At 47.5% G+C, this 23,312-nt stretch carries 20 protein-coding genes; 7 read left to right on the top strand and 13 right to left on the bottom strand.

Annotated elements, in window-relative coordinates; translation table 11 throughout:
- Positions 1 to 187 precede the first annotated feature (187 nt).
- Together AB6805_RS25925 and AB6805_RS25920 are read right to left on the bottom strand one after the other, a co-directional pair.
- Positions 188 to 1,327 carry an NAD(P)/FAD-dependent oxidoreductase gene (locus AB6805_RS25925; protein WP_370912363.1) on the bottom strand — a complete coding sequence of 380 codons (1,140 nt, stop codon included), beginning with the start codon at positions 1,325 to 1,327 and terminating at the stop codon, positions 188 to 190.
- 9 nt (positions 1,328 to 1,336) lie between these two features.
- Positions 1,337 to 2,137 carry an SDR family NAD(P)-dependent oxidoreductase gene (locus AB6805_RS25920; RefSeq protein ID WP_370912362.1) on the bottom strand — a complete coding sequence of 267 codons (801 nt, stop codon included), beginning with the start codon at positions 2,135 to 2,137 and terminating at the stop codon, positions 1,337 to 1,339.
- Between the two features lie 148 nt (positions 2,138 to 2,285).
- Between AB6805_RS25920 and AB6805_RS25915 the strand changes: the two genes are divergently transcribed.
- Positions 2,286 to 3,332 (top strand): NAD(P)-dependent alcohol dehydrogenase, encoded by a 1,047-nt coding sequence (locus tag AB6805_RS25915; protein WP_370912361.1) that lies wholly within the window; start codon positions 2,286 to 2,288, stop codon positions 3,330 to 3,332.
- Positions 3,333 to 3,468: 136 nt separating this feature from the next.
- Positions 3,469 to 3,993 carry a hypothetical protein gene (locus AB6805_RS25910; protein ID WP_370912360.1) on the top strand — a complete coding sequence of 175 codons (525 nt, stop codon included), beginning with the start codon at positions 3,469 to 3,471 and terminating at the stop codon, positions 3,991 to 3,993.
- A gap of 28 nt (positions 3,994 to 4,021) precedes the next feature.
- On the opposite strand, the gene ilvA is transcribed toward AB6805_RS25910, so the two are convergent.
- The 8 genes from ilvA to AB6805_RS25870 all read right to left on the bottom strand — a co-directional run bounded on the left by ilvA (position 4,022) and on the right by AB6805_RS25870 (position 14,457).
- Positions 4,022 to 5,278, bottom strand: coding sequence for a threonine ammonia-lyase IlvA (ilvA, locus tag AB6805_RS25905; RefSeq protein ID WP_370912359.1), 1,257 nt, complete (start codon positions 5,276 to 5,278; stop codon positions 4,022 to 4,024).
- 160 nt (positions 5,279 to 5,438) lie between these two features.
- Positions 5,439 to 6,485, bottom strand: coding sequence for a ketol-acid reductoisomerase (ilvC, locus tag AB6805_RS25900; RefSeq protein ID WP_370912358.1), 1,047 nt, complete (start codon positions 6,483 to 6,485; stop codon positions 5,439 to 5,441).
- Between the two features lie 128 nt (positions 6,486 to 6,613).
- On the bottom strand, positions 6,614 to 7,150 hold the full coding sequence (gene ilvN / locus AB6805_RS25895; protein ID WP_142686236.1) for an acetolactate synthase small subunit: 537 nt from the start codon (positions 7,148 to 7,150) through the stop codon (positions 6,614 to 6,616).
- A 49-nt stretch (positions 7,151 to 7,199) separates the two neighbouring features.
- Complete coding sequence (ilvB, locus tag AB6805_RS25890; protein WP_370912357.1) at positions 7,200 to 8,948, bottom strand: biosynthetic-type acetolactate synthase large subunit; 1,749 nt, start codon at positions 8,946 to 8,948, stop codon at positions 7,200 to 7,202.
- Positions 8,914 to 10,593 carry a dihydroxy-acid dehydratase gene (ilvD, locus tag AB6805_RS25885; protein WP_370912356.1) on the bottom strand — a complete coding sequence of 560 codons (1,680 nt, stop codon included), beginning with the start codon at positions 10,591 to 10,593 and terminating at the stop codon, positions 8,914 to 8,916. The genes ilvB and ilvD overlap by 35 nt, the downstream gene beginning before the upstream one ends.
- 254 nt (positions 10,594 to 10,847) lie before the next feature.
- Positions 10,848 to 11,750: a branched-chain amino acid transaminase gene (locus tag AB6805_RS25880; RefSeq protein ID WP_370912355.1), complete on the bottom strand. Its 903-nt coding sequence runs from the start codon at positions 11,748 to 11,750 to the stop codon at positions 10,848 to 10,850.
- Positions 11,751 to 12,466: 716 nt separating this feature from the next.
- Positions 12,467 to 13,564, bottom strand: coding sequence for a phosphotransferase enzyme family protein (locus AB6805_RS25875; RefSeq protein ID WP_370912354.1), 1,098 nt, complete (start codon positions 13,562 to 13,564; stop codon positions 12,467 to 12,469).
- Entirely contained in the window at positions 13,555 to 14,457 is a 903-nt protein-coding gene (locus tag AB6805_RS25870; RefSeq protein ID WP_370912353.1) for a sugar phosphate nucleotidyltransferase, read from the bottom strand. The genes AB6805_RS25875 and AB6805_RS25870 overlap by 10 nt, the downstream gene beginning before the upstream one ends.
- Before the next feature lie 131 nt (positions 14,458 to 14,588).
- Here AB6805_RS25870 and AB6805_RS25865 point away from each other — a divergent pair, with 131 nt between their 5' ends.
- From AB6805_RS25865 to AB6805_RS25855, 3 genes are all read left to right on the top strand, one after another.
- Complete coding sequence (locus AB6805_RS25865) at positions 14,589 to 15,929, top strand: alpha-L-fucosidase (RefSeq protein WP_370912352.1); 1,341 nt, start codon at positions 14,589 to 14,591, stop codon at positions 15,927 to 15,929.
- A 91-nt stretch (positions 15,930 to 16,020) separates the two neighbouring features.
- The gene (locus tag AB6805_RS25860) at positions 16,021 to 16,905 is read left to right on the top strand and encodes a 1-aminocyclopropane-1-carboxylate deaminase/D-cysteine desulfhydrase (protein ID WP_370912351.1); all 885 of its coding nucleotides are present in this window, start codon (positions 16,021 to 16,023) and stop codon (positions 16,903 to 16,905) included.
- 67 nt (positions 16,906 to 16,972) lie between these two features.
- The gene (locus AB6805_RS25855; protein WP_370912350.1) at positions 16,973 to 17,704 is read left to right on the top strand and encodes a hypothetical protein; all 732 of its coding nucleotides are present in this window, start codon (positions 16,973 to 16,975) and stop codon (positions 17,702 to 17,704) included.
- Here the strand turns inward: AB6805_RS25855 and lipB are convergent, their stop codons facing one another.
- Positions 17,705 to 18,409: a lipoyl(octanoyl) transferase LipB gene (gene lipB, locus AB6805_RS25850; RefSeq protein WP_370912349.1), complete on the bottom strand. Its 705-nt coding sequence runs from the start codon at positions 18,407 to 18,409 to the stop codon at positions 17,705 to 17,707.
- 118 nt (positions 18,410 to 18,527) lie between these two features.
- Here lipB and AB6805_RS25845 point away from each other — a divergent pair, with 118 nt between their 5' ends.
- Both AB6805_RS25845 and AB6805_RS25840 read left to right on the top strand, forming a co-directional pair.
- Positions 18,528 to 19,601 carry an RluA family pseudouridine synthase gene (locus AB6805_RS25845; RefSeq protein ID WP_370912348.1) on the top strand — a complete coding sequence of 358 codons (1,074 nt, stop codon included), beginning with the start codon at positions 18,528 to 18,530 and terminating at the stop codon, positions 19,599 to 19,601.
- Between the two features lie 123 nt (positions 19,602 to 19,724).
- A complete protein-coding gene (locus AB6805_RS25840) occupies positions 19,725 to 21,395 on the top strand; it encodes a gliding motility-associated C-terminal domain-containing protein (protein WP_370912347.1) in 1,671 nt (556 codons plus the stop codon).
- A gap of 3 nt (positions 21,396 to 21,398) precedes the next feature.
- Here the strand turns inward: AB6805_RS25840 and AB6805_RS25835 are convergent, their stop codons facing one another.
- Together AB6805_RS25835 and AB6805_RS25830 are read right to left on the bottom strand one after the other, a co-directional pair.
- Positions 21,399 to 22,349, bottom strand: coding sequence for a hypothetical protein (locus AB6805_RS25835; RefSeq protein WP_370912346.1), 951 nt, complete (start codon positions 22,347 to 22,349; stop codon positions 21,399 to 21,401).
- 132 nt (positions 22,350 to 22,481) lie between these two features.
- Positions 22,482 to 23,276: an anti-sigma factor domain-containing protein gene (locus AB6805_RS25830; protein WP_370912345.1), complete on the bottom strand. Its 795-nt coding sequence runs from the start codon at positions 23,274 to 23,276 to the stop codon at positions 22,482 to 22,484.
- Between the last annotated feature and the right edge of the window lie 36 nt (positions 23,277 to 23,312).

Below are 23,312 nucleotides of genomic sequence, written 5' to 3'. Positions count from 1 at the left end.
GAATAAAATATCTTCCAGGTTGATTTCCTTTCCTTTATGGGGGTGGGGAATTGTCAACTGAATGCCTGGTAGCGTGGAAATAAAAAATAAATATAGAGCACAGAAAACCGGGAAGCAAGTTTTTCCGCTCCGGCGGGAAAAAACATTTTAATCAATGGGCCGGTCCGGGCAAATCCGGCGGGCGCCTTCAGGACTCCAGTGCCATTACAGCGATGTTATCCCCGATTACGGAACCGATGGCGACTCCCATTCCTCCCATGCGTACGCCCATGATCACATTATTCGTATGTGCTTTTACGATAGGTTGTTTTGTTTTACCAAAAGCCATAATACCCGTCCACCTGTCGGCTACGGTTACCTCCCTGCCGGGCAGTATTACAGTGCGCAGCAATACTTCCAGTTCGTGCTGGATCCGGTCGTTGAACCGGAAGTCCGTGGAGGTTTCCCCGGTGAAGTCGAGCTGGCGGCCACCGCCAAGCAGTACCCGCCCCTCCAGTTCCCTGAAATAGTAATATCCTTCTTCCATATGGAAAACGCCTTTAAAGGGCAGGTCTTTTACCGGTGTGGTGATCAGTACCTGTCCCCTGCCGGGCACTACTTCTTCCTCCGGGAGCAGCCGGCGGGTAAAGGCATTGGTGCAGATGAGCACCTTCCGGGCCGAAAAGGCAATGTCTTCTTCCAGGGTATGATGCGGCACGATAACGTTCACACCTGTATGAAAATCGTCTATTGTTTTGACGGTGCAACCGGTTTTAATTTCCACTCCTTTTAATACAGCTGTATCGATCAGCGCCCGCATCATTTTGCCGGTATGCAGTTCTCCTTCAAAATTATTGCGGATGAGCGCTTTTACATACTCTGAGGCAAAACCGAAAGCAGGAAGACGGTCGTTTGCCAAAGTGAATGCGGGTTCCCCGTTGAATAGCTCACCCAGGATATGATTTACTTCGGGAAGCCGGTGCAGGGCCCATTCTTCGCGGGGGCCAATCAGTTCATGGCTGCCGTTTTCCTGGTAGCCGATAGTGGTGTCGCCAAGGCGGCGGCGCAGCAGGCGTAAGCCTTGCAGCCGCAGCCGGACCAGGTCTCTCACCGCTTCCGTGGGCATTGTTTGCAGATCGGTCAGTATTTCGGTAAGGCTTCCGATGCAGGCGAAGCCGGCGTTTTTGGTACTGGCGCCGGTGGGCAAAATGTCCCGTTCCAGCACCAGTACCCGGCAGCCGGGCGCTCTTTCTTTCAGGCTGATGGCGGCCGACAGGCCAACGATACCGCTGCCGACGATGATATAGTCGTATTGCAGCAGGCTTTCCTTCTCCCAGAAACTTAACATACTTGATATTTATACAGTGCCTACAGATCCACCGTCTACCCGGAATACCGCGCCTGTGATGAAGGAGGCGTGATCAGAAGCCAGGAAGGCCACTATGCTGCCGGTTTCTTCCGGGGTGCCGGGGCGGCCCAACACCTGGTAGGGACGGTTTTGTTTCAGGAATACTTTGGCAGCTTCGGCGATAGAAATATTTTTTTCTTTTGAGATGCCTTCCAGCATTTCATCTACCAGTGGTGTTTTGATAAAGGCCGGCGAAACGGTGTTTACCAGGATATTATCTTTTCCGTAGTTCTGCGACAGCGTTTTTGAATAGTTATTCAATGCGGCCTTTGTAGCATTGTAGTGGCCCATGTTGGGGTCCGGCTGTTCCGCATTTTCGGAAGAGATATTGATGATCCTGCCGCCACCCTGCTTTTTCATGTGGGGAATTACCAGCTGGGTGAGCGCTACCAAACCGAAGAAATTGACTTCAAACACCTGCCGCCACTGCGGCATGCTGATGGTGTCCAACGGACCGAATGCGTCTATACCGCCTGCGTTATTTACGAGGATATCGATGTGACCAAGCTGCTGCACCGTGGTGGTGACCAGTTGCTGCAGGTCCGCTTCTTTGGCCATATCTGCTACTACCGCCAGCACGTCGAGTCCCTGCAGGCGGAACATAGCGGCTGTATCTTCCAGTTCATAGGCATTACGGGCGGTGATCACTACGGTAGCGCCTTCCTGCAGCAAAGACGCTGCGATCCCTTTGCCTATACCTTTACTGCCACCGGTAACGATGGCTACCTTTCCTTTTAAATTAAGCTCCATGATCTTATATTTTAGATCAAAAATAAAAACCGGGTATCTGTTTATTACTGTATAAGTTATTGAAAAAACAGTAAAAGCAGCTGTTTAACCCCCGCAGGATTCCGGATAGTACAAATTATGTAGCTTCGGGGGACTAAAATTATACACCATGATTGCAACAAAAGCTTATGCTGTGCAGGATGCTGCATCACCGTTGGGTCCCTGGAATTTTGAACGCAGAGAGCCGGGGCCGCATGATGTACAGATTGAAATCCTTTATTGCGGGGTATGCCATTCCGATATTCACCAGGTGCGGAATGAGTGGGGCAATTCCATTTACCCGATGGTTCCCGGCCATGAAATAGTGGGGCGGATCACCAAAGTGGGTGATCATGTCACCAAATTCAAGGTGGGCGATCTGGCGGGGATAGGTTGTTTTGTGGATTCATGCCGGGTGTGCGATCCCTGCAAATCCGGGGAGGAGCAATATTGCATCACCGGTGGCGCCAGTACGTACAACGGTTACGAAATGGATAGAAAAACGCATACTTATGGCGGATATTCCACCCATATTGTAACAGACGAAAAATATACGTTGAAGGTTTCTGATAAGCTGCCGCTTGAGGGAGTAGCGCCGCTGTTATGCGCCGGCATCACCACTTATTCCCCGCTTCGGCACTGGAAAGTAGGCAAAGGTCATAAAGTAGCGGTAGTGGGTTTGGGCGGACTGGGCCACATGGCAGTAAAGCTTGCAGCGTCTATGGGGGCTGAAGTAACGATGCTGAGCACCTCTCCTTCCAAGGAAGCGGATGCCCGCCGGCTGGGCGCCCATCATTTTGCGCTGATGACAGATAAAGCGCAGGTAAAGCAGCTCTACAGCCAATTCGATTTTATCATCAATACTATTTCCGCTCCCCACGATTACACGACTTACCTGAACCTCCTGAACCTGGATGGTGTGATGATTTGCCTGGGAGTACCTCCGGAACCTTCCGTGGTACCGGCTTTTAACCTGATCATGGGACGCAGGAGCATTGCCGGATCATTGATCGGCGGCATCCGCGAAACGCAGGAAATGCTGGACTACTGTGCGGAGCATAATATTACCAGTGATGTAGAAGTAATTAATATCAAAGATATCAATACCGCTTATGAGCGGATGCTGAAGGGTGATGTGAAGTACCGGTTTGTAATTGACATTGCAAGTTTGAAATAAGTGTAGCCGGAGTGGCCACTTTATTTATACCCGTTCCTGTAAACCGGAACGGGTATTTTTTTGTTATGCAGTTGTTAAGCAGAAATTGTCCTTTGATTTTGTTGGTATATTAGTCACTATCCCTAAATTTCCCGTTATGTCGAGTACTACCTCAAAGAACCACGACAGGTACCGGCACCTGCATTTAGCTATAATCAGCATGGTTGTTATAGCCATTGCCGGCGTTTTACTGTACTTTTTTGTTAAGCGGCATACGCCTGATTTACCAGATATCGCCGCCAACCTGCACCAGGCGGTAATGCCGGAAGAAGATACCAGTGTAGGAAAATGCGCCCAGTATCCCATCACTGCATTAGAGCTTCAAAAGCTATACCTGGCGAATGATCCGGTAGCCGCGGAAAAGTATACAAATGAAACGGTGTATATTAATGGTATTTTCATTGGTACCGGTATTAACCCGATGGGTACTGCCTACATGATCCTTAAGAGTGGCGACAGGTCCCATTCCATTAAGTGTTTTCTACAGAACAAAGAAGATATCAATTTAACAAAGGGGAGTTCCGTTTTCCTGAAGGGTTATTGCCGGGGGCAGATATGGGATCTCAAAATTGAGGAGTGTGAATTACTGGATGTACCCGTTGTAACATCGCAAAAAAAATAGCGCGCCCTTTTGCGGGCGCGCCTCATCTCTATACAAGATATCCGAACAGGCTGTCGTCTTTATTCAGTTCGGTGATCTGGAAATTATATTTCTGACAATTGGCAATCAGTTTATCATAGTCCTCGCGGTTTCTCAGTTCCACTCCTACCAGCGCGGGACCTATCTCCTTATTATGTTTCTGGATATATTCAAACCGGGTGATGTCATCATCAGGCCCGAGTATATCGTTCACAAATTGCTTCAGGGCTCCCGGGCGTTGTGCAAAACGTACAATAAAATAGTGTTTCAATCCTTCATACAGGAGTGAACGTTCCTTTATTTCCTGCATGCGGTCGATGTCGTTGTTACTGCCGCTGATCACACATACTACTTTTTTCCCTTTGATTTCCGCGGCATGGTCGTCTAATGCCGCGATGGACAAGGCGCCCGCGGGTTCTACCACAATTGCATCTTCGTTATATAACCGGAGGATGGTGGAGCACACTTTTCCTTCCGGTACGAGGTGCATTTTATCCAGCACATCTTTACAGATTTCGTAGTTGAGGGTACCTACTCTTTTAACAGCGGCGCCATCTACAAAGCGTTCTATTTCATCGAGGGTAACGGGGCCGCCATTTTCCAGTGCGCGGAGCATAGAGGGTGCGCCTTCCGGTTCCACCCCGATGATACGGGTATTGGGACTGTATGTTTTGAAATAAGTGCCGAGGCCGGCAGCAAGACCTCCGCCGCCAACGGGTACAAAAAGAAAATCGATAGCGGACTGGTCTTCCAGGATTTCAACGGCTACGGTTCCTTGTCCTTCAATTATTTTCGGGTTGTCGAACGGAGGGATAAAGGTCATGCTGTTGGCTTTTGTGAAAGCCTGGGCTTCCACAGAGCAATCGTCGAAGGTATCCCCTACCAGGCGGATTTCTATATGATCGCCGCCAAACATATTTACCTGGTTAACTTTTTGTTTTGGTGTGATCACGGGCATAAATACCACGCCTTTAATATTCATGGCTTTACATGCATAAGCAAAGCCCTGGGCGTGGTTACCGGCGCTGGCGCAGGTAACGCCTTTGGCCAATAGTTCAGCAGGCAGGCTGCTGATCAGGTTATAGGCGCCGCGCAGTTTATAAGAGCGTACAATCTGCATATCCTCTCTTTTCAGATATACGTCGCAGTTATAACGCCGGGAAAGATTGGCGCTATACATCAGCGGAGTGCGGGTAACGATTGGTTTCAGTTTCACAGCCGCATCCAGGATATTCAGGGAATTGACACTACTCATTACTTCAGACATAAAATGTAATTAATACAAATGGCAAAGCATTTTCGGGATTATCGAAATCATGGAACCTGTATTCAGTATCAGAAAGATGTATTCTTCCGTACTAAATACGAGCGCCAATAATTTCAATAATTCGAAAATGCTTTGCCATTGTAATGTATAATATTTGCTATTACGCGTTGTTAGGGCGCAGCTTACGTACAGCAGCACCTGCCTGCCACATTTCGCTTTCGCGGAGTTCTTTCAGTTCTTCGTTCAGTTTCTCACGGTAATCCGGAGTGCTGTTGGAAGCGATAGAACGGGCAGCTTCTTTACCTGCAGCAACGCTGGCATACAGTTCATCAAATACAGGCTGGGTAGCAGTTTTGAACTTCTTCCACCAGTCGAGCGCACCGCGCTGAGCAGTAGTAGAGCAGTTGGCATACATCCAGTCCATACCGTTTTCTGCTACCAGTGGCATCAGCGACTGTGTGAGTTCTTCTACTGTTTCATTGAAAGCTTCAGAAGGTGAGTGACCATTCTTACGCAGTGTTTCGTATTGAGCAGCGAAGATACCCTGGATACAACCCATGAGAGAGCCGCGTTCGCCGGTAAGATCGGAGAAAACTTCTTTTTTGAAATCTGTTTCGAACAGGTAACCGGAACCAACACCGATACCCAGTGCTACTACGCGTTCTTTAGCGCGGCCGGTAGCGTCCTGGAAAATAGCGTAGCTGGAGTTCAGACCCTGACCAGCCAGGAACAGGCGGCGCAGTGAAGTACCGGAACCTTTTGGAGCCACCAGGATTACATCTACATCAGCAGGAGGAATGATACCGGTTTGTTCTTTATAGGTGATACCGAAACCGTGGGAGAAGTACAGTGCTTTACCAGGAGTCAGGTGTTGCTTTAAAGTAGGCCACAGGGTGATCTGTCCGGCATCAGACAGCAGGAACTGAAGAATAGTACCTTTCTGAGCTGCTTCTTCGATATCGAATAAAGTTTCACCAGGAACCCAGCCATCAGCAACTGCTTTGTCCCAGGTTTTGGAATTTTTACGTTGACCTACAATAACATTAAAGCCATTGTCTTTCAGGTTCAGTGCCTGGCCAGGACCTTGTACGCCATAACCAATAACTGCAATCACTTCGTTCTTCAGCACTTCCCTTGCTTTTTCCATAGGGAATTCTTCTCTGGTTACTACTTGTTCGAGTACCCCTCCAAAATTGATGGTTGCCATGTGTTGTTTTTTTAGCTTTTAGCTACTAGCTGTTAGCTGTTAGCTGAGGTGTGATTTGAATGAATAATGATTAAGATGTCAGCTGCCGGCGGCTGGCCGGCAGCCAGTTATTTGCTGAAAGCACACGGCTAAATGCCGGGAGCTTCCTGTGTGTGTAATTCTTTCAGGTGCTCGTGGAAACGGCGGCTCCATTTTACAATGGCAACCCTTCCGCTCTTGGTGTACTCTATCAGGCCATATGGCTCCAGTTTCTTGATAAAGTCGGTCAGCTCCTGCTGGTGACCTGTTTTCTCGATCACAAAATAATCCGCGGTGATCGTCAGGATACGCGCATTATTTTCACGTATCAGTCTTTCTATATCACCTGTATGTAACGACCGGGTAGAAATTTTGTACAGCGCCAGCTCCTGGTATACCACTTCATCTTCTTCATGCACAAAAGCGCGGTGAATTTCAATCAGTCTTTCTATCTGTCCAACTACTTTATCCAGCTTCTCACGTGTAGACATCACCGTTATTACAAACTTATACACACCGGGAATTTCTGTTTCAGCGGTGGTTAAGCTGGTGATATTGATACCCCTGCGGGTAAATATTATGGTGATACGGTTGGTTATACCTATACGGTCTTCCGTATATACCGTTACTGTATACTCTTTTTGCATATACCTGTTGTGAATTACAAATGATCAATGTGAATCCTCCGGGATGCTGCTACTCCAGCCTGATGCTGGAAACAGGAGCACCTGCGGGCACCATAGGGAATACGTTATCTTCTTTTTCCACTACTACTTCCAGCAGATAAGCACCCTTGTGCGCCAGCATTTCATCAATAGCGGCGGATATATCTTCCCTTGCTGTTACTTTTTTGCCGGGGATATAAAATCCTTTGGCAACCTGTACAAAGTCGGGATTGACCATTTCAGTGGAGGAATAGCGCCTGTCGAAAAACAGTTGCTGCCATTGTCTTACCATTCCCAGGAAGTTGTTATTCAGGATCACTATTTTCACACCAATCTGTGACTGGTGAATAGTGGCCAGTTCCTGTAAGGTCATCTGGAAACAACCATCGCCGATTATAGCAACTACTTCTTTTTCGGGCGTACCGGTTTTAGCGCCCATTGCTGCCGGCAGCGAAAAGCCCATCGTACCCATTCCACCTGAGGTGACATTGGTATTGGGATTTTTGAAGCGGTAATAGCGGGAGGCTACCATCTGGTGCTGACCAACATCTGTTACCAGCACTGCTTCGCCTTTGGTTTTTTCTGAAATCAGGCGGATTACTTCTGCCATTTTCAGCTCACCTTCCTGTGGATACAGTTCAGCATGCTGTACTTTATCATATTCTTTTTTATCAGCGGCGCGGAATTCTTCCAGCCAGGCGGCATGCTCAGCAGGGTTTACCTGTTTGATCAATGCTGCCAGGGCTGGCTTTGCATCTGCATGAACGGCTACATCAGCTTTAATGATCTTATTGATCTCTGCTGCATCGATTTCGATGTGTATAACTTTGGCGTTGGGAACATAAGTGCCTACGTCGCCCGTTACACGGTCATCGAAGCGCATTCCCACTGCGATCACCACATCGGCTTCGCCGGTGAGCATGTTAGGACCATAGTTACCATGCATTCCCAGCATACCTACATACAGCGGGTGATCTACCGGTACGGCAGAGAGGCCCAGTAAGGTAGATCCGATGGGAATGGCGGCTTTTTCCGCCAGTGCGATCAGTTCTTTTTCCGCACCTGATAACAGTACGCCATGGCCACAGAGGATGAATGGCTTCTTTGCACCGTTGATCAGCGCTGCTGCTGCTGTTACCGCATCCTGGTTTAATTCAGGAATAGGACGGTAACTGCGGATATATTCACATTTCTTGTACTCGTATTCAAATTCCCCGAACTGTGCGTTTTTGGTGATATCCACCAGTACAGGGCCGGGACGGCCGCTGCGGGCAATGTAAAATGCTTTGGCCATTGCGCCCGGAATATCTTCCGGACGGGTCACCTGTATATTCCACTTGGTAATAGGCATAGTAATGCCGATCACGTCTGTTTCCTGAAATGCATCGGTTCCTAACAGGGCGGCAGCTACCTGGCCGGTTACGCATACCATTGGGGTACTGTCCATATAAGCGTCGGCCAAACCTGTAACCAGGTTGGTGGCGCCCGGACCGGAAGTAGCAAAAGCTACACCTACCTTACCGGAGCTGCGTGCATAACCTTGTGCAGCATGAGTGGCACCCTGTTCGTGCCGGACGAGTATGTGATGGACCTGATCCTGGAAATCGTAAAGGGCATCATAAATAGGCATGATCGCCCCGCCGGGATATCCGAAAATGGTGTCCACCCCTTCTTCGATCAGGGAGCGGATCACTGCTTCGGAACCTGTAATCACAGGCTTTGCAGCTAACTGTTTATCTGCTATCTCAGGCTTCATCGGTAACACATCCTTCTGTTGCATTTTTTACAAGTTTTGCGTACTTAAATAAGATTCCATTGGTCACTCTCAATGCGGGTTGTACCCATGCTGCCCGGCGTGCGGCCAGCTCTTCGTCACTGATTTCCACATTGATAAAGTTCTTCGTTGCGTCTATTTCGATGATATCGTTGTCTTGTACAAGTGCGATATTTCCCCCTTCAAAAGCTTCCGGGGTGATATGTCCAACCACAAATCCGTGGGTACCACCGGAGAAGCGGCCATCGGTAATGAGGGCTACGCTTTTGCCTAATCCCACGCCCATGATGGCGCTGGTAGGTTTCAGCATTTCCGGCATACCTGGTGCGCCTTTCGGGCCTACCTGGCGGATCACCACCACATCTCCTTCTTTTACTTTACCGGAGGTGATACCTGCAATCAGTTCAAATTCGCCGTCGAATACACGGGCAGGGCCTCTGAAGCGTTCGCCTTCCTTACCGGTGATCTTTGCTACGGAGCCTTCTGTGGCGAGGTTGCCGTAAAGGATCTGGATGTGGGCCGTTGGTTTCAGTGGTTTTTCCAGCGGCACAATGATATCCTGTGTGCTGAAGTCTATGTCTGCCACGTCTTCCAGGTTTTCGGCAATTGTTTTACCGGTAACGGTCAGGCAATGGCCGTGGATATACCCTTTTTTCAGGAGGTATTTCATTACCAAAGGAACGCCGCCGATGTTGTGGAGGTCTTCCATGAGGTATTTACCACTTGGTTTCAGGTCGGCGATCAGCGGTGTTTTGTCGCTGATGCGCTGAAAATCTTCCAGCCTGATGGAAATGCCTACTGACTTCGCGATGGCGATAAAGTGCAGTACGGCGTTGGTGCTGCCACCCAGGGCCATGATGATGGTGAGGGCATTTTCAAATGCCTCTTTGGTCATGATGTCCTTAGGTTTAATATCTCTTTCAAGGAGCAGGCGGATGTATTTACCGGCAGCGATACATTCATCTTTTTTGTCCTGGCTCAATGCGGGGTTGGATGAGCTGTACGGGAGGCTCATACCGAGTGCTTCGATAGCGGAAGACATGGTATTAGCGGTGTACATACCGCCACAGGCGCCGGCGCCGGGGCAGGAATTTTGTACAATGCCTTTGAAATCGCCTTCATCCAGTTTGCCGGCCATTTTCTGACCTAATGCTTCAAATGCTGAGATGATGTTGAGATCCTGGCCTTTATATTTTCCGGGTGCGATAGTACCGCCGTAAACCATGATAGAGGGGCGGTTGAGGCGACCCATCGCCATCAGGGAGCCGGGCATGTTCTTATCGCAGCCTGGTACGGTGATTAGGGCGTCGTAATACTGTGCTCCTGCAACGGTTTCAATGGAATCTGCAATCAGATCACGGCTAACGAGGGAATAACGCATCCCCGGTGTACCATTGCTCATACCATCACTGACGCCAATGGTATGGAAAATGAGTCCGACCAGATCATTTGCCCAGACGCCTTTTTTGACATCTTTAGCCAGATCATTCAGGTGCATATTGCAGGTGTTGCCATCGTAGCCCATGCTAACGATACCCACCTGTGCTTTTTTCAGATCTTCTTCTGTTAAACCAATTCCATACAATTGTGCCTGCGCAGCTGGTTGCGTAGGGTCTTGCGTGATCGTCTTGCTGTATTTATTTAATTCCATTGCTTTTTGTTATTACCCCGATTACAGGTGTTTATAGGTACCCTATTTTAAAAACTCTCCACAAATTACCCGGTGGCGTCGTCAAATTCAAACCAACTTATTCCAATTTACCGGTCTTCAAATCTGCCTTTTAAGCTCTAAAACCCTTTACTGTAAAGGATTATAAGTTTTTCGATTTACAACCTTCAAAGGATTTTAACTGTCAGCTGTTAGCATTTAGCGAATGCTAACAGCTAACAGCCAACAGCCAACGGTTATGCCAGTTGAGCTTCGCGTTGGAATGCTTTTTCCAGCACTTTAGCTTTGTAGGCCTGTTGGAGTATTTTTCCGAGCGACTGTGCCCAGGGCTTGCTGAAAGACTGACCGTCCAGGGAGTCGATACCGATGATTTCTGCTGCAGTACCGCAGAAGAAGGCTGCTTCGGCTTCTTTTAATTCCGGGATGGTAAATAATTTTTGTTCCAGTGGGATATTCAGTTCCTGGCAAAGTTCGATAACAGTGGCGCGGGTGATGCCTGGGAGGATGTTACCGGCGGGAGGAGTGTATATTTTGCCGTCTTTTTCAAAGAAGATGTTAGCACCGGGGCCTTCTGCAACGTAACCATTCATATCCAGCAGCAGCGCTTCATCGTAACCTTTTTCTTTTGCTTCCTGCGAGGCCAGTATTGAGTTTACATAAAGGCCGGCCGACTTGGATTCTATTTTAAAGGCTTTGGGATTTGGTCGTTCGTAGGAGGAAGTCATTACGCGCAACAGCTTTTCTCCCAGGTAAGCTCCCCATTCCCATGCGCAGATCAGGATGTGCGACTCTGCGGCGGCTTTCAGCGTCATATTCGGCGGACAGAATACCAGCGGCCTGATATAAGCTTCTTCCATGTTGTTCATCTCCAGTACTTTATAACAAGCGGCGATCAGCTCTTCGTTATCAAATTTGTAGGGGATGTGGATCAGTTCGCAGGAGCGCTTCAGGCGGTCGAAGTGTTCTTTTGCTTTAAAGATCTTCACTTCGCCGTTTGCCGTTTTGTAGGCGCGGATGCCTTCAAAAACAGCATAACCGTAGTGGAGTGACTGGCCATACAGGTCAGTTGTAGCAGCATTTGCTTTGGTGTACTCACCGTTGATGTAAAGAAAAGTGTTGTCGTTGTAATAGCTATACATAAAATTGAAATTATACCAGGAATATACAGTCCAAAAAAAAGCCTCCCTCTTTGCGGAGGAAGGCGTTATATTTTGTGATTATATGCACGTTTACCTATCCTCCATACTGGTGGCTAATAATGACAACGACGATAATCACGACCTTCGTGATAGCCCAGTTGAGCTGAGGCACGATGTGATTAAGTTTTATATTGTCTTTATTTACCCACATGGAGGTGCTTATTTTCTTTAGCGTTTCTACAAAAGTATTCGTGAAAAAAATAAAAAACAACAATACAGCCAATATTTAGTAAAAAATTAATCACATTAAGGGTTTTTGAAAATATTTAAAAAAACAAGTCAATAGTTGCTTGTTTTCTAAACAAATCACAGGATCATTATAAATTAATCTACCGGTTTTGTGTACAAAAGACGCGGATTTTGTCTTTCTCGCTGATTACGCTGATTATACTGATTAACTGGATTTTTACTTTTTGGATTTATAAAGGATTAAGGGAGATAGAAGCGGATGTATCCGCTTTTATCTCCCTTATTTATTATTTTGGGGAAATCTAGAAAATCTAAAAAAAATCCGAAAGTAAAAATCCAGTTAATCAGTATAATCAGCGTAATCAGCGAGAAAGACAAAATCCGCTCAAAAAAAATCCCGGTGCTTCCTGCACCGGGATAAAATGATTTCATTTCATTTACTGTTCACGTTCTAAAAATGATTTCATTTACTGTTCACTTGTTACATTGACGTGCAGGCATTTATCGATGATATCCTGCAGTACTGTTTCTTTTTCCATGAGCCGCTGCAGTAAAACCAGTTGATTTTTTGCGCGGTCGTAATTGTGTGTCGGGTACTTGATGGGATAATATACGTCACCGTTCAGATAATCGGTGAGGAAGCGTATCCCCTGCATGTAGATCATAAACTTCCCGGCAAAGAACAGTTGTTCTTTTTCTACTTTTGTCAAAGTACCGCCAATCTCTGCGAGGTACCCCTGCATAAGGGCTTCGTAGTATTCTTCGCGGATAACGATCTGGCTGAAATCCCTTTCTTCTTCAGACACGGGGCAAACATAAGTGCGTACCATGTCGCCGAGGTCTGAGATGATTTTTCCGGGCATCAGGGTATCCAGGTCACATACACAAATACCTTCATAAGTATCCTTGTTGAGCAATACATTATTGATTTTGGTATCGTGATGCATCAGATGGTCCCTGAATTCAGGATTTGTTTTCAGTTGTTCATACGTTACTGCGATGTCAGAATAGCGGAGGAAATCTTCAATCATCTCTTCTGCTGCAACTTTCCGGTCTTCCTTTGCCGTTCGGATAGCCTCCTGGAAGGCGCTGTACCGAAGGGTCAGGTTGTGAAAGTTTGGAATCGAAGCTTTAAACGGCTTCAGGTCAATTCCCGAAAGGTAACTGGCGAGGCGGCCAAATTGTCTGGCTGCTTCATACGCCTGCTTTGGGTTGTCGGCCTGGTCTACCGTTACGGAATCCGCAATAAAAGGGATCAATCTCCAGTATTCGTTGTCAATTACAAAGAGCTCTTCCCCGTTAACCGTGGGGATCGGCGTAATAAACAGATAGCCGGGATGATGAACTGCCAGATAATCCGCTGCCATTCTCTGGTTGGCGGCGATTACTCCTGGTTCCTTAAATACGTTTACGTTGATCTTTTGTAAAACGTATCTACTGCCGTCCTGCTTTTTTTCTAACAAAAAAGTGTTGTTGATGTGTCCTGATCCAAATTTTCGGACATTTAATCCTTCAGGCTCAAGTCCGAAAGCCTGAAGGATCCTGCTGTTGGGTTTTATTTCCATAAATTGTCTGGATATTCTCCATTCTTAACCAGCGCCGACAAGCTGGCCTGCACTCCCGGTGCATCTTCTTTGTAAGTAACGCCAAACCATTTTGCGCTGGTTGGAATTACTTTTACCTGGCCAATACCACGGCGGGTAAATTCGTCGGCTACAATCGTAATAAAGAATTCAGATTTAGGATTGCTGCTGTTTTTCTCCAGAAATTCGCTGAAAAGGCCCTGGCTCAGTTCAAATACGCTCGGGTGGAATCCCCAGAAGTTCATGGATACCGGCGTGTTGGCAGGTAACGGATGTTTGCTGCCATCTGCTTCTTCGTAAACGATCTGGTCGTTTTCAGCATATATCTTGGTCCTTTCGTTGATCGCCGCCAGGTTGCCGTCTGCGCTCACTTCGCATACGCCGCGGGATACAGAACCGTGCTCACTGATAGTTTTGCCCAGTTCATAGCCAACCACGCTGTATACGTTAGGCTTACAGTCGTTATTCAGGAAAGCAGCCATTTTAACGAAAGCATCTGTACCATAGAAATCATCTGCATTGATCACTGCAAATGGCTCATTGATAGCGTTTTTGGCGCAAAGAACCGCATGGGCAGTACCCCATGGCTTGGTTCTGTCGGCCGGAACCGTATGATCTCCTAAAAATGCATCCATTTCCTGGTATACAAAATCAACAGCCACGCGGCCTTTGAGCTTTGGTTCAAAGATTTCCCTGAACTCAGCCGCAAAATTCTCGCGGATGATGAACACTATTTTTCCAAAACCGGCGCTGATAGCGTCGTAAATAGAGTAGTCAACGATAGTTTCACCGCTGGGGCCAAATTGCTGGATTTGCTTTAAACTGCCGTATCGGCTGGCCATACCGGCCGCCAAAATCAATAAAGTCGGTTGCATTTTTCTGATATTAGTTTTATAAGTGTCAACTATTTACCTAAAAATATCGGCGCTAAATTTAATCATTAAAACTATTTTCACACTTTCTTTTTGTAGTAACGCCCATTTTTAAAGATTAATTAAACTGAACAATGAAGAGATTATTAGTGCTGGGAGCCGTTGCCATGCAGCTTCTTACTACTGCCAATGCGCAACAGAAAACAAATCCGGATGACATTAAAGAAAAAATGCAGTGGTTCTCCGATGCCAAACTGGGCATTTTTATTCACTGGGGCATCTATTCTGTCAAAGGAATCGATGAATCCTGGTCGTTTCACAACAAAAAAATATCCTACCCCGATTATATGCAGCAGCTGAAAGGCTTTACTGCTAACAATTACAACCCACAGGCATGGGCCGACCTGATCAAAGAATCCGGCGCCCGCTATGCAGTGATGACCACCAAACACCACGATGGCGTAGCGCTGTGGGACAGCAAATACAGTAAACTGGATGTTGCCAACAGTACACCGGCGAAAAGAGACGTGCTCACCCCTCTCTACGCGGCTTTGCGGCGCGATAGTATCAAATGTGGTGCCTATTTCTCCCTGATCGACTGGAGCCACAACGATTATCCGCAGTTCCTGAAAGACAGCAACCGCTATGACATTAAAGCCCAGCCCGAAAGATGGCAACGCTTCCTGAAATTTTACGAAGGACAAATGGCCGAGGTAATGACGAAGTTCAACCCGGACCTGTGGTGGTTCGACGGCGATTGGGAACACTCCGCCGAAGAATGGGAAGCCCCCAAAATGCGACAGATGCTCACCTCCCATAACCCTAACACCATTATCAACGGACGCCTGCAGGGGTACGGCGACTATGAAACGCCGGAACAGAACTTCCCCGTATCACGACCGAAATACCACTGGTGGGAACTATGCATGACCATCAACAACAACTGGGGATGGCAGCCACAGGACAACAACTGGAAAACACCTTTTGAAATTATTACCATCTTCGTGGATGCCGTAAGCAATGGCGGTAACCTCCTGCTCGATATCGGCCCCAAAGCCGATGGCAGCATCCCGGAAGAAGAAGTTCATATGCTGAAAGAACTCGGCGCCTGGAACAAACGCAATGGTGAAGCAGTGTTCAATACCATCGGTGGTATTCCGCAGGGACACTTCTACGGCCCCACCACCCTCTCAAAAGATTCCAGCACCCTCTACCTGTTCCTGCCGGCTAAAACCAGCGGCCAGGTAATGGTGAAAGGACTTTCCAATAAAATTGAAAGCATCACCGTACTGGGCAACAACAGCCAGCTGACCCACAAAGTAGTCGGCAAAATTTCCTGGAGTCCCGTACCCGGACTGGTTTTCATAAACGTACCGGAAAATGTACAGGATAAATATATCACTGTGCTGAAAGTGAAGCTGGATAAGGCCGTGAAGCTGTACAGAGGCCAGGGCGGTTTCCTGACCAACGATTAATAAACGATTTTGATTTTATATTTGGGGAGATGAATGCTGCAATATGCCTTCATCTCCCCGATCTTTTACCGCCTTATCACTTAACCGCTGCATGCTTTCTTACGATAACATCACCCTTGAATCCTTTCAAACTTCCTGGCTGCCGGAGCATATCCACGCTGCCATACTGCGTTTGGATAAAATTCACCCGGAGGTATCCGGGAATAAGTGGTTTAAGCTGAAATACAACATCGAAGCGGCTAAGAGTAATAACAGCAACGGTATCCTTACCTATGGCGGCGCTTACTCTAATCATATTGCAGCCACCGCCCTGGCCTGTAAGGAGGCAGCCTTGCCCTGTACAGGAATTATCCGCGGAGAAGAACACAAGGGCCAGTTGAATCATATGCTTCAAACCGCAGCAGACAATGGCATGAAGCTGGTTTTTATTAGCCGGGAAGATTATCGCCATCATAAAGCAGGTAACACCTTATATCCCGGCTATCATGTTGTTCCGGAGGGCGGTCACAATGCCCTGGGCGCCCGGGGCTGTGAAGAGATCCTTTCTATCTTCCCCACAACAAATTATACACATATCCTTTGTGCCGCAGGCACAGGCACTACACTCGCGGGCCTGATCAACAGCGCCACACCACATCAGCAGGTAATTGGCATTCCCGTATTAAAGGGCGCGCAGTACCTTGAAAAAGAAATTACTGACCTGCTGTATCCCGGTAATAACAACCGCTGGCAGTTATTATACGAACACCACGGTGGCGGCTATGCCAAAAAAACGCCTGCACTTATAGATTTTATCAATACTATCTATCAAGAAACAGGCATCCCCACGGATATTATTTATACCGGCAAACTGGTAATGGCTTTTCGTGATCTGGTCCAGCAGGGCTACTTTCCGGCGAACAGCAACATATTGCTGATACACACCGGTGGCCTTCAGGGCAATCTTTCCCTCCCTCCCGGCGTTCTATCCTTTTAAAAACTGTTCATTATATTTGAACGGTAGTGTATTTTTGCCAACTTTAAGAGCTCACGGAATAATCAGTATGAAGCAGATTGTGCGTATAACATTTGTTATTGGATTTTTTTTATTGACCGGATTTGCAGGAAAGGCTCAGGCACAGGAGTTTGTGCCACCTGTGCTGCCTAATTTTACCGCTTCTATTAAAACCGGTAGAATACAACTGGACTGGATCTCCGGCTTCACACAGGTAAAGGAAATAGGTATTCAGCGCTCGCTCGACAGCGTACTGAACTTCAATACCATTGGTTACGCCAGCTACCCTACTCAAACAAGGAACGCCTATCTTGATAATAAACCGTTACCGGGCAGCAACTATTACCGTCTCTTTATTTTATTCACCAATGGACGTTTCATGTACAGCAAAACGGTACTGGCCCTGTCCGACAGCACTATCCGCGCCGATCAGAAATTGCAGTATGCCGACATCATGGATGCTTCAAGGGGACTGAGAGGCAAGGAACAGGAAAACAGGGAGCCGGAAAGAGCATCCTGGCATCCCTCCAACTATATTTACACTACTGCCGATGGCAATATCAACATAAAACTGCCGGATGCGCCGCAAAAGAAGTATTCCATTAAGTTTTATGAATCCAACGGTACTTTCCTTTTTGATATCGACCAGGTAAAAGGCCCTTCCCTCATTTTAGAGAAAGCCATTTTTATGCATGCAGGATGGTTCAACTTCGAAATATTCGAGGAGGGAAAATTAAAGGAGAAATGGAACCTGTTCATTCCGCTCAACTACAAAATGTAACTATACCATTTCGGCGTTGAACACTTCGCCGAAATGTTTACTCAGCTTAGCTTTCACTTCTGCCAGGCTTACCGGCTTACCCACTTCTTTATCGAGTGAGGCTACCTGCTTGTCGGCAATACCACACGCAATGATGTTGTTGAAGTAGTCCATCAGGGTATTCACATTCAGGGCAAAGCCGTGCATGGTTACCCAACGGCTGCAACGAACCCCCATAGCGCATATTTTACGGGCTTTCGCTTTATCGTGCGGATCCAGCCATACGCCGGTTTCTCCGGAAGAACGGTCGCCGGTTACGCCATATTCCGCCAGCGTGCGGATAATCACCTCTTCAAGGCAACGCAGGTATTTACCAATATCTGTAAAGAAATTTTCGAGATCCAGGATAGGATACCCCACCACCTGGCCGGGACCGTGAAACGTAATATCTCCGCCACGGTTGGTAGGCACAAAGCCTATCCCCTGCTCCTGCAGCTCTTGTTGGGAGATCAGCAGGTTTTCCATATGACCGCTTTTGCCAATGGTATATACGGGAGGATGTTCGCAAAACAAGAGGTAGTTGGTAGTGGCCTTTGGCAACTGATCGGCTACCCGGGTTTTCAACTGCACATTTTCCTTCAGCAACAGCTCCTGGTAATCCCAGGCAGCCTGGTAGTCTATCACGCCGAGGTCTCTTACTACAATCTTCTGCTTTACTTTATCCATGATCATATTGGTCTTTTTCAGCTGCGCAAAGGTACGCCAATTCGCTGTGATACGGAACATTTGCCCACAGGGCTGCTAAACTGCCAACTAAGCTTTACCTTTGCAAAAAATTATATTAATGGCTGAAGAATTGCTGGAACTGGAAGATGAGCTGGAAAACGGGGATGGCAGTGAGGAACTATATGAGAAGATTAATATGGTGGTCGACAAAGGTCAGGACCCTATCCGTATTGATAAATTCCTTACTAACCGCATAGAAGGCGCCACCCGCAATAAGATCCAACAGGCCCTGGATGGTGAACTGGTGTTGGTGAACGATAAACCCGTGAAGGCCAATTACAAGATCCGGCCACTGGACAGGATCGTCGTGTTTTCCAACCGGAACCCGGAGAATACCGACATCATTCCACAAGAGCTACCGCTGAATATTGTATTTGAAGACGACGATATTATGATCATCGACAAACCCGCCGGCCTGGTAGTACACCCAGGCTGCGGCAACCGCGATGGTACACTGGTGAATGGCCTGTCGTGGTACCTGGGTGATAAAACCCAGGCTACCGAGCCGGAAATCCCGCGCTTCGGGCTGGTACACCGCATCGATAAAAATACCAGCGGATTGCTGGTCATCGCCAAATCCGAAAAGGCGATGAATGATCTCGCCAAACAATTCTTCGATCACACCGTGCATCGCCGCTATATTGCGCTGGTATGGGGCGACTTTGAAGAAGACGAAGGCACCGTGGTAGCCCACGTAGGCCGCCATCAACGTTTGCGTAAGATTATGGATGCATATCCGGATGGCGAATATGGCAAGGAAGCCATCACCCACTACCGCGTACTGGAACGGTTTAATTATGTAACCATGGTTGAATGCCGTCTTGAAACCGGCCGCACCCACCAGATCCGTGTACACATGCAGCATATCGGCCACTCGCTGTTTAACGATGAAACCTACGGCGGTAACCGCATTGTGAAAGGAACCGTATACACGAAATACAAACAGTTTGTGGAAAACTGCTTCAGTATTATGCCACGCCATGCCCTGCATGCACAACAGCTGGGCTTCATACATCCCCGCACCCGCGAGCAGATGTACTTTGAAAGCAACCTCCCTTCCGACTTTACCTCCGTACTGGAAAAGTGGAAAAGATATATTGCAGCCAGACCGCTGAAAGACGACGAAGTATAACTTATAACTGGTTTTAGCGGGGAACTGTCTCCGCTAAAATCATCTTCTCCTAAAATTCATATTTATTATTATAAATATTCTACATGTTTAGGTTATCTTAGCAGCAATTACCCATGTCACTACATGAGAGACCAAATATCTGTTTTCTGTCGATTCTTATTCCTTATGCCGGTTTTGCTGGTGTGCTGCCTGTTTGGCAACAAGGCCGGCGCCCAGAACACCCCCTTTGCTGTATCCTCTACCTGTGTAAACGATACTTCTTTTTTCCTGATCATCAATCCCGCCGGCATTGACTCTGTGAAGTGGTTTTTTAACGATCCCCCTTCGGGAGATAAAGATTCTTCCAGGAGCATGCAGGCGTATCATATTTATAACAGTGTTGGCACTTATACCGATACCCTCGTCGCCTGGCGCAATGGCCTTCCGGATACCACCATTCAATCTGTTACCATTGTTACGCCTGTGATCTTCGATCTCGGCGACCAGGACATTACCTTGTGTGAAGGCGGCACCATGACATTGCAGGCGCCCATCATTCCCGGCGCTACTTACCTGTGGCAGGACAGTTCCACCGGCAGCAGCATTCTTGTAGATACTTCCGCTACCTATAAAGTAAAAATAAATGGCTGTCCGAGTCCCGACTCCGTCAATATTTTCTATACACCCATCCCGGAAATAGAGCTTGGCAAAGACCTCGTGCTATGCACCGGCGAACATATTGCGCTGGATGCTACCGCGCAAAACTGTACGTATCTCTGGAGTACCGGTAATACAGAGCCCACGCAGGATGTTTACACCTCGGGCACTTATCACGTAGACGTATATCCGAAAGGTTGTCCTACGGTGTCGGACGATATCACCATTACGTTCACCGGCGCCCCTTATCCCTTTTCACTGGGTCCGGATACCCTGCTTTGCCCTGGAGAATCTATCCGCGTAGCTCCTGCCATTCCCGAGGCCACCCGGTGGGAATGGAGTACCGGCGCTACCACGCCGGCGGTGACTATTAGCAATACCACTAACCTGTGGGCGCTGGTAGAAATTAATAACACCTGCAGTGTGGTAGATACCATCTTCATTAATTATAACCGCTTAAAAAAACTGGACCTGGGCAACGACACCAGCATCTGCAAAGGAAACTTCCTGGTGCTTACCGCCGATTTCGGCAACGGGCAATATCTCTGGCAGGATGGCTCCGATCAGGCCACGTACTATGTGACCAAGCCCGGCTTCTATTATGTGCATGCACAAATAGGCCGCTGCGAATCGATGGATAGTATCTCCGTAAAATTTGAAGACACCCTGCGGGTAAACCTTGGTCCGGATACACTGCTTTGCAGAAATGAAGTGTACCAGCTGCGCGCTACCGGCGCCGGCGGCGGTACCTATAAGTGGCAGGATAGCACCAGCACACTGATGTATACTGTTACACGGCCCGGGTTTTATGCCATGGTGGCTACCAATAGTTGCGGGCAATCCGTTGACTCGGTGGAGGTAAAATATCATGATTGCGAATGCCAGCTGTATTTTCCTACCGCCTTTTCCCCCAACGGAGATGGAAGAAATGATTATTTCCGGCCGGTATACCGGTGTCCCATATACGATTATACACTTAGCATCTATAACCGCTGGGGAGAACGGATCTTCTATACCACAGATCCGCAGGTTGGCTGGAACGGGCGTGTAAACGGTACTTTAGCGGATATTGCCACCTATGTATGGATTGTGGATTATAAAGAAGTGATCACCAGGTTTGCCGTGCATAAAACCGGTACCATTACTTTGGTGAATTAGCTATCACTGGGCTCCTGTGAAATTCAGGAACTTTGCCGCGAACACGGCTGTTTCCCTTTTCTTAAAGGGTACATTCCAGGTGCCGTTATAGGTAACCAGGGCGGGGATCAGGAGGCCATTGTATTTGGTCATCTGTACATCCATCTTCACATTAAAATCAAACAACATCGTTTTGTAAGAAAGGGCATATTTACGGCCAACGATCTCAAAATTATCTTTGTTAAACCAGGTGATCAGCTCATCTATCACCACATCTGCCCTGTCGATGCGGCTCAGGCCGGGCTTTGTTTTGGCGGTAAACACATAGCAGGAGGTACCGTCCACATAGTTTGCGGCAGTGATGGAAAAATCATAATACCGCATTACTTCGCTGTTGAAGATGGCCACTTTGGGACCTACAATGGGCACGCCGCGGATAGGCTTCCCGGGGTTAAAGATCAACTGTTTCAACTGCGCCTTGTGCCGGGCGAGGCTGCCACTGGAGCGGTCGGGATCTTCACCTGATTCATCTGTACACACGGTGCCTTTGGTAAAGAAGAGGTTAGCGTATAATTCGGCGGTATAATAATTATAATTTCCTTTGCGGGTATAGAAATCGCCGGTTACTTTTTCGTTAGAAACCTGCATGGTGCGGCATTTCCCTTTCATTTCCTGGTGGGTTTGATTATAAAGGGAGGCCTGCACCTGCGCATTTTTGCCAAGTACCCGGATATCGTTGATGGCATCAAAACCTACGATATGCAGGTTTTTGAATGCGCGGTAAAAGGTGGTGTCATCTTCCACCCTTTTAATAAAGCTGTTAACGTCGAAGCCTATACGCTTTGCGGCTACAATCACTTCATCCAGGTTAACCGTCATTCCTTTATAGCGGGCTGTGTCCTGAGCGTTGAGTTGTAAACATTGTAACAGGCTGAGGGCAATGGTTCCGGCTATATTTTTCCAAAAATGTGACATAGCTGCAATTTAGTAAAAAAGAGCAAAGTGGGTGCCAGGCAAATACTAAAAACAGAAAGCCGTTGTAAGTAGCACTTACAACAGCTTTCTGTTTTTCTTTAAAAGGAGATAGAGAAGAACTATCTCTTTTTATCAACCGGGGATTTTTCCGGCCACATACATTTGTTCCATAGTAGGCTGCAGCGCACCACCTTTTTTCTCCAGGGTAACAGCAAACATTTGTGCTTTGCCGGTTACTTTCATTTTCTGGAGGAGGCTGGCTGTATCACCCATTTCGAACACGCCCATATCAACCGGTTTGCCATCTACGATAGCCCAGAGTTGATACTGTTTGTCGGCAGTTGGTTCTGGCAGTTTGTTAACTTTCAGATACACTTCCTGACTTTGCGGGTTCCAGAATACAGTAGCTAATGCTTCAGGGAACGCTTTGGTACCTGGCATCGGCACTTTCAGCACTTTAGGATCCTGGATAATTTCCATAGATTCCTGCATTTGTTCTAAGCGGGTTTTGTAAAGATTGCTCTTTGACAAAATGGAGTTCTGGGATACGAGCAAAGATTGGTATTTATCTTTGTACTCCTTGAATTCCTTGTACCGGTTAAAGAACACATAATTTAAAACAAGACTTCCCACCAGCAGCACGGCGGCGGCGGTGGCAAGCCATTTCCAGGATAGGCTTTTAGTTTCTTGCATGGACACTACTTTTGGTTGTTGCAGGTCTTGATCGGGTACAGGTTCACCCTCCTGCAAATTGGGTTCATTATTGATTTGTGTGAATAAACGTGTCTTAATATCCGTCTCCGGATTTTTGCCTTGCAACCTGATATATTCTTCCATACTGCGGCGATAGGCTTCCACCTCTTCGGCCACGGCCGGGTATTGGGCCATAGCGGCTTCCAGCTCCCGAATTTCTTCATCGCTGGCCATACCTGCTATGTATAGCTCAATAATTCCGGACGATAT

This window comes from Chitinophaga sp. RCC_12 (genome assembly GCF_041360695.1).
In the GTDB taxonomy this organism is placed as follows: domain Bacteria; phylum Bacteroidota; class Bacteroidia; order Chitinophagales; family Chitinophagaceae; genus Chitinophaga.
Note: the sequence above shows the minus strand (reverse complement) of the source record. Positions and strands in the feature narration are given on the sequence as shown.

Excerpts from the sequence above, each read along its gene's own strand:
- AB6805_RS25835 (WP_370912346.1), bottom strand. The coding sequence starts at position 22,349 with ATGTCACATTTTTGGAAAAATATAGCCGGAACCATTGCCCTCAGCCTG.
- ilvD (WP_370912356.1), bottom strand. The coding sequence starts at position 10,593 with ATGGAATTAAATAAATACAGCAAGACGATCACGCAAGACCCTACGCAA.
- AB6805_RS25830 (WP_370912345.1), bottom strand. The coding sequence starts at position 23,276 with ATGGCCAGCGATGAAGAAATTCGGGAGCTGGAAGCCGCTATGGCCCAA.
- AB6805_RS25925 (WP_370912363.1), bottom strand. The coding sequence starts at position 1,327 with ATGTTAAGTTTCTGGGAGAAGGAAAGCCTGCTGCAATACGACTATATC.
- AB6805_RS25870 (WP_370912353.1), bottom strand. The coding sequence starts at position 14,457 with ATGCAACCGACTTTATTGATTTTGGCGGCCGGTATGGCCAGCCGATAC.
- ilvN (WP_142686236.1), bottom strand. The coding sequence starts at position 7,150 with ATGCAAAAAGAGTATACAGTAACGGTATATACGGAAGACCGTATAGGT.
- AB6805_RS25860 (WP_370912351.1), top strand. The coding sequence starts at position 16,021 with ATGCTTTCTTACGATAACATCACCCTTGAATCCTTTCAAACTTCCTGG.
- ilvB (WP_370912357.1), bottom strand. The coding sequence starts at position 8,948 with ATGCAACAGAAGGATGTGTTACCGATGAAGCCTGAGATAGCAGATAAA.
- AB6805_RS25880 (WP_370912355.1), bottom strand. The coding sequence starts at position 11,750 with ATGTATAGCTATTACAACGACAACACTTTTCTTTACATCAACGGTGAG.
- AB6805_RS25915 (WP_370912361.1), top strand. The coding sequence starts at position 2,286 with ATGATTGCAACAAAAGCTTATGCTGTGCAGGATGCTGCATCACCGTTG.
- AB6805_RS25920 (WP_370912362.1), bottom strand. The coding sequence starts at position 2,137 with ATGGAGCTTAATTTAAAAGGAAAGGTAGCCATCGTTACCGGTGGCAGT.
- ilvA (WP_370912359.1), bottom strand. The coding sequence starts at position 5,278 with ATGTCTGAAGTAATGAGTAGTGTCAATTCCCTGAATATCCTGGATGCG.
- AB6805_RS25840 (WP_370912347.1), top strand. The coding sequence starts at position 19,725 with ATGAGAGACCAAATATCTGTTTTCTGTCGATTCTTATTCCTTATGCCG.
- AB6805_RS25910 (WP_370912360.1), top strand. The coding sequence starts at position 3,469 with ATGTCGAGTACTACCTCAAAGAACCACGACAGGTACCGGCACCTGCAT.
- AB6805_RS25845 (WP_370912348.1), top strand. The coding sequence starts at position 18,528 with ATGGCTGAAGAATTGCTGGAACTGGAAGATGAGCTGGAAAACGGGGAT.
- lipB (WP_370912349.1), bottom strand. The coding sequence starts at position 18,409 with ATGGATAAAGTAAAGCAGAAGATTGTAGTAAGAGACCTCGGCGTGATA.
- ilvC (WP_370912358.1), bottom strand. The coding sequence starts at position 6,485 with ATGGCAACCATCAATTTTGGAGGGGTACTCGAACAAGTAGTAACCAGA.
- AB6805_RS25855 (WP_370912350.1), top strand. The coding sequence starts at position 16,973 with ATGAAGCAGATTGTGCGTATAACATTTGTTATTGGATTTTTTTTATTG.
- AB6805_RS25865 (WP_370912352.1), top strand. The coding sequence starts at position 14,589 with ATGAAGAGATTATTAGTGCTGGGAGCCGTTGCCATGCAGCTTCTTACT.
- AB6805_RS25875 (WP_370912354.1), bottom strand. The coding sequence starts at position 13,564 with ATGGAAATAAAACCCAACAGCAGGATCCTTCAGGCTTTCGGACTTGAG.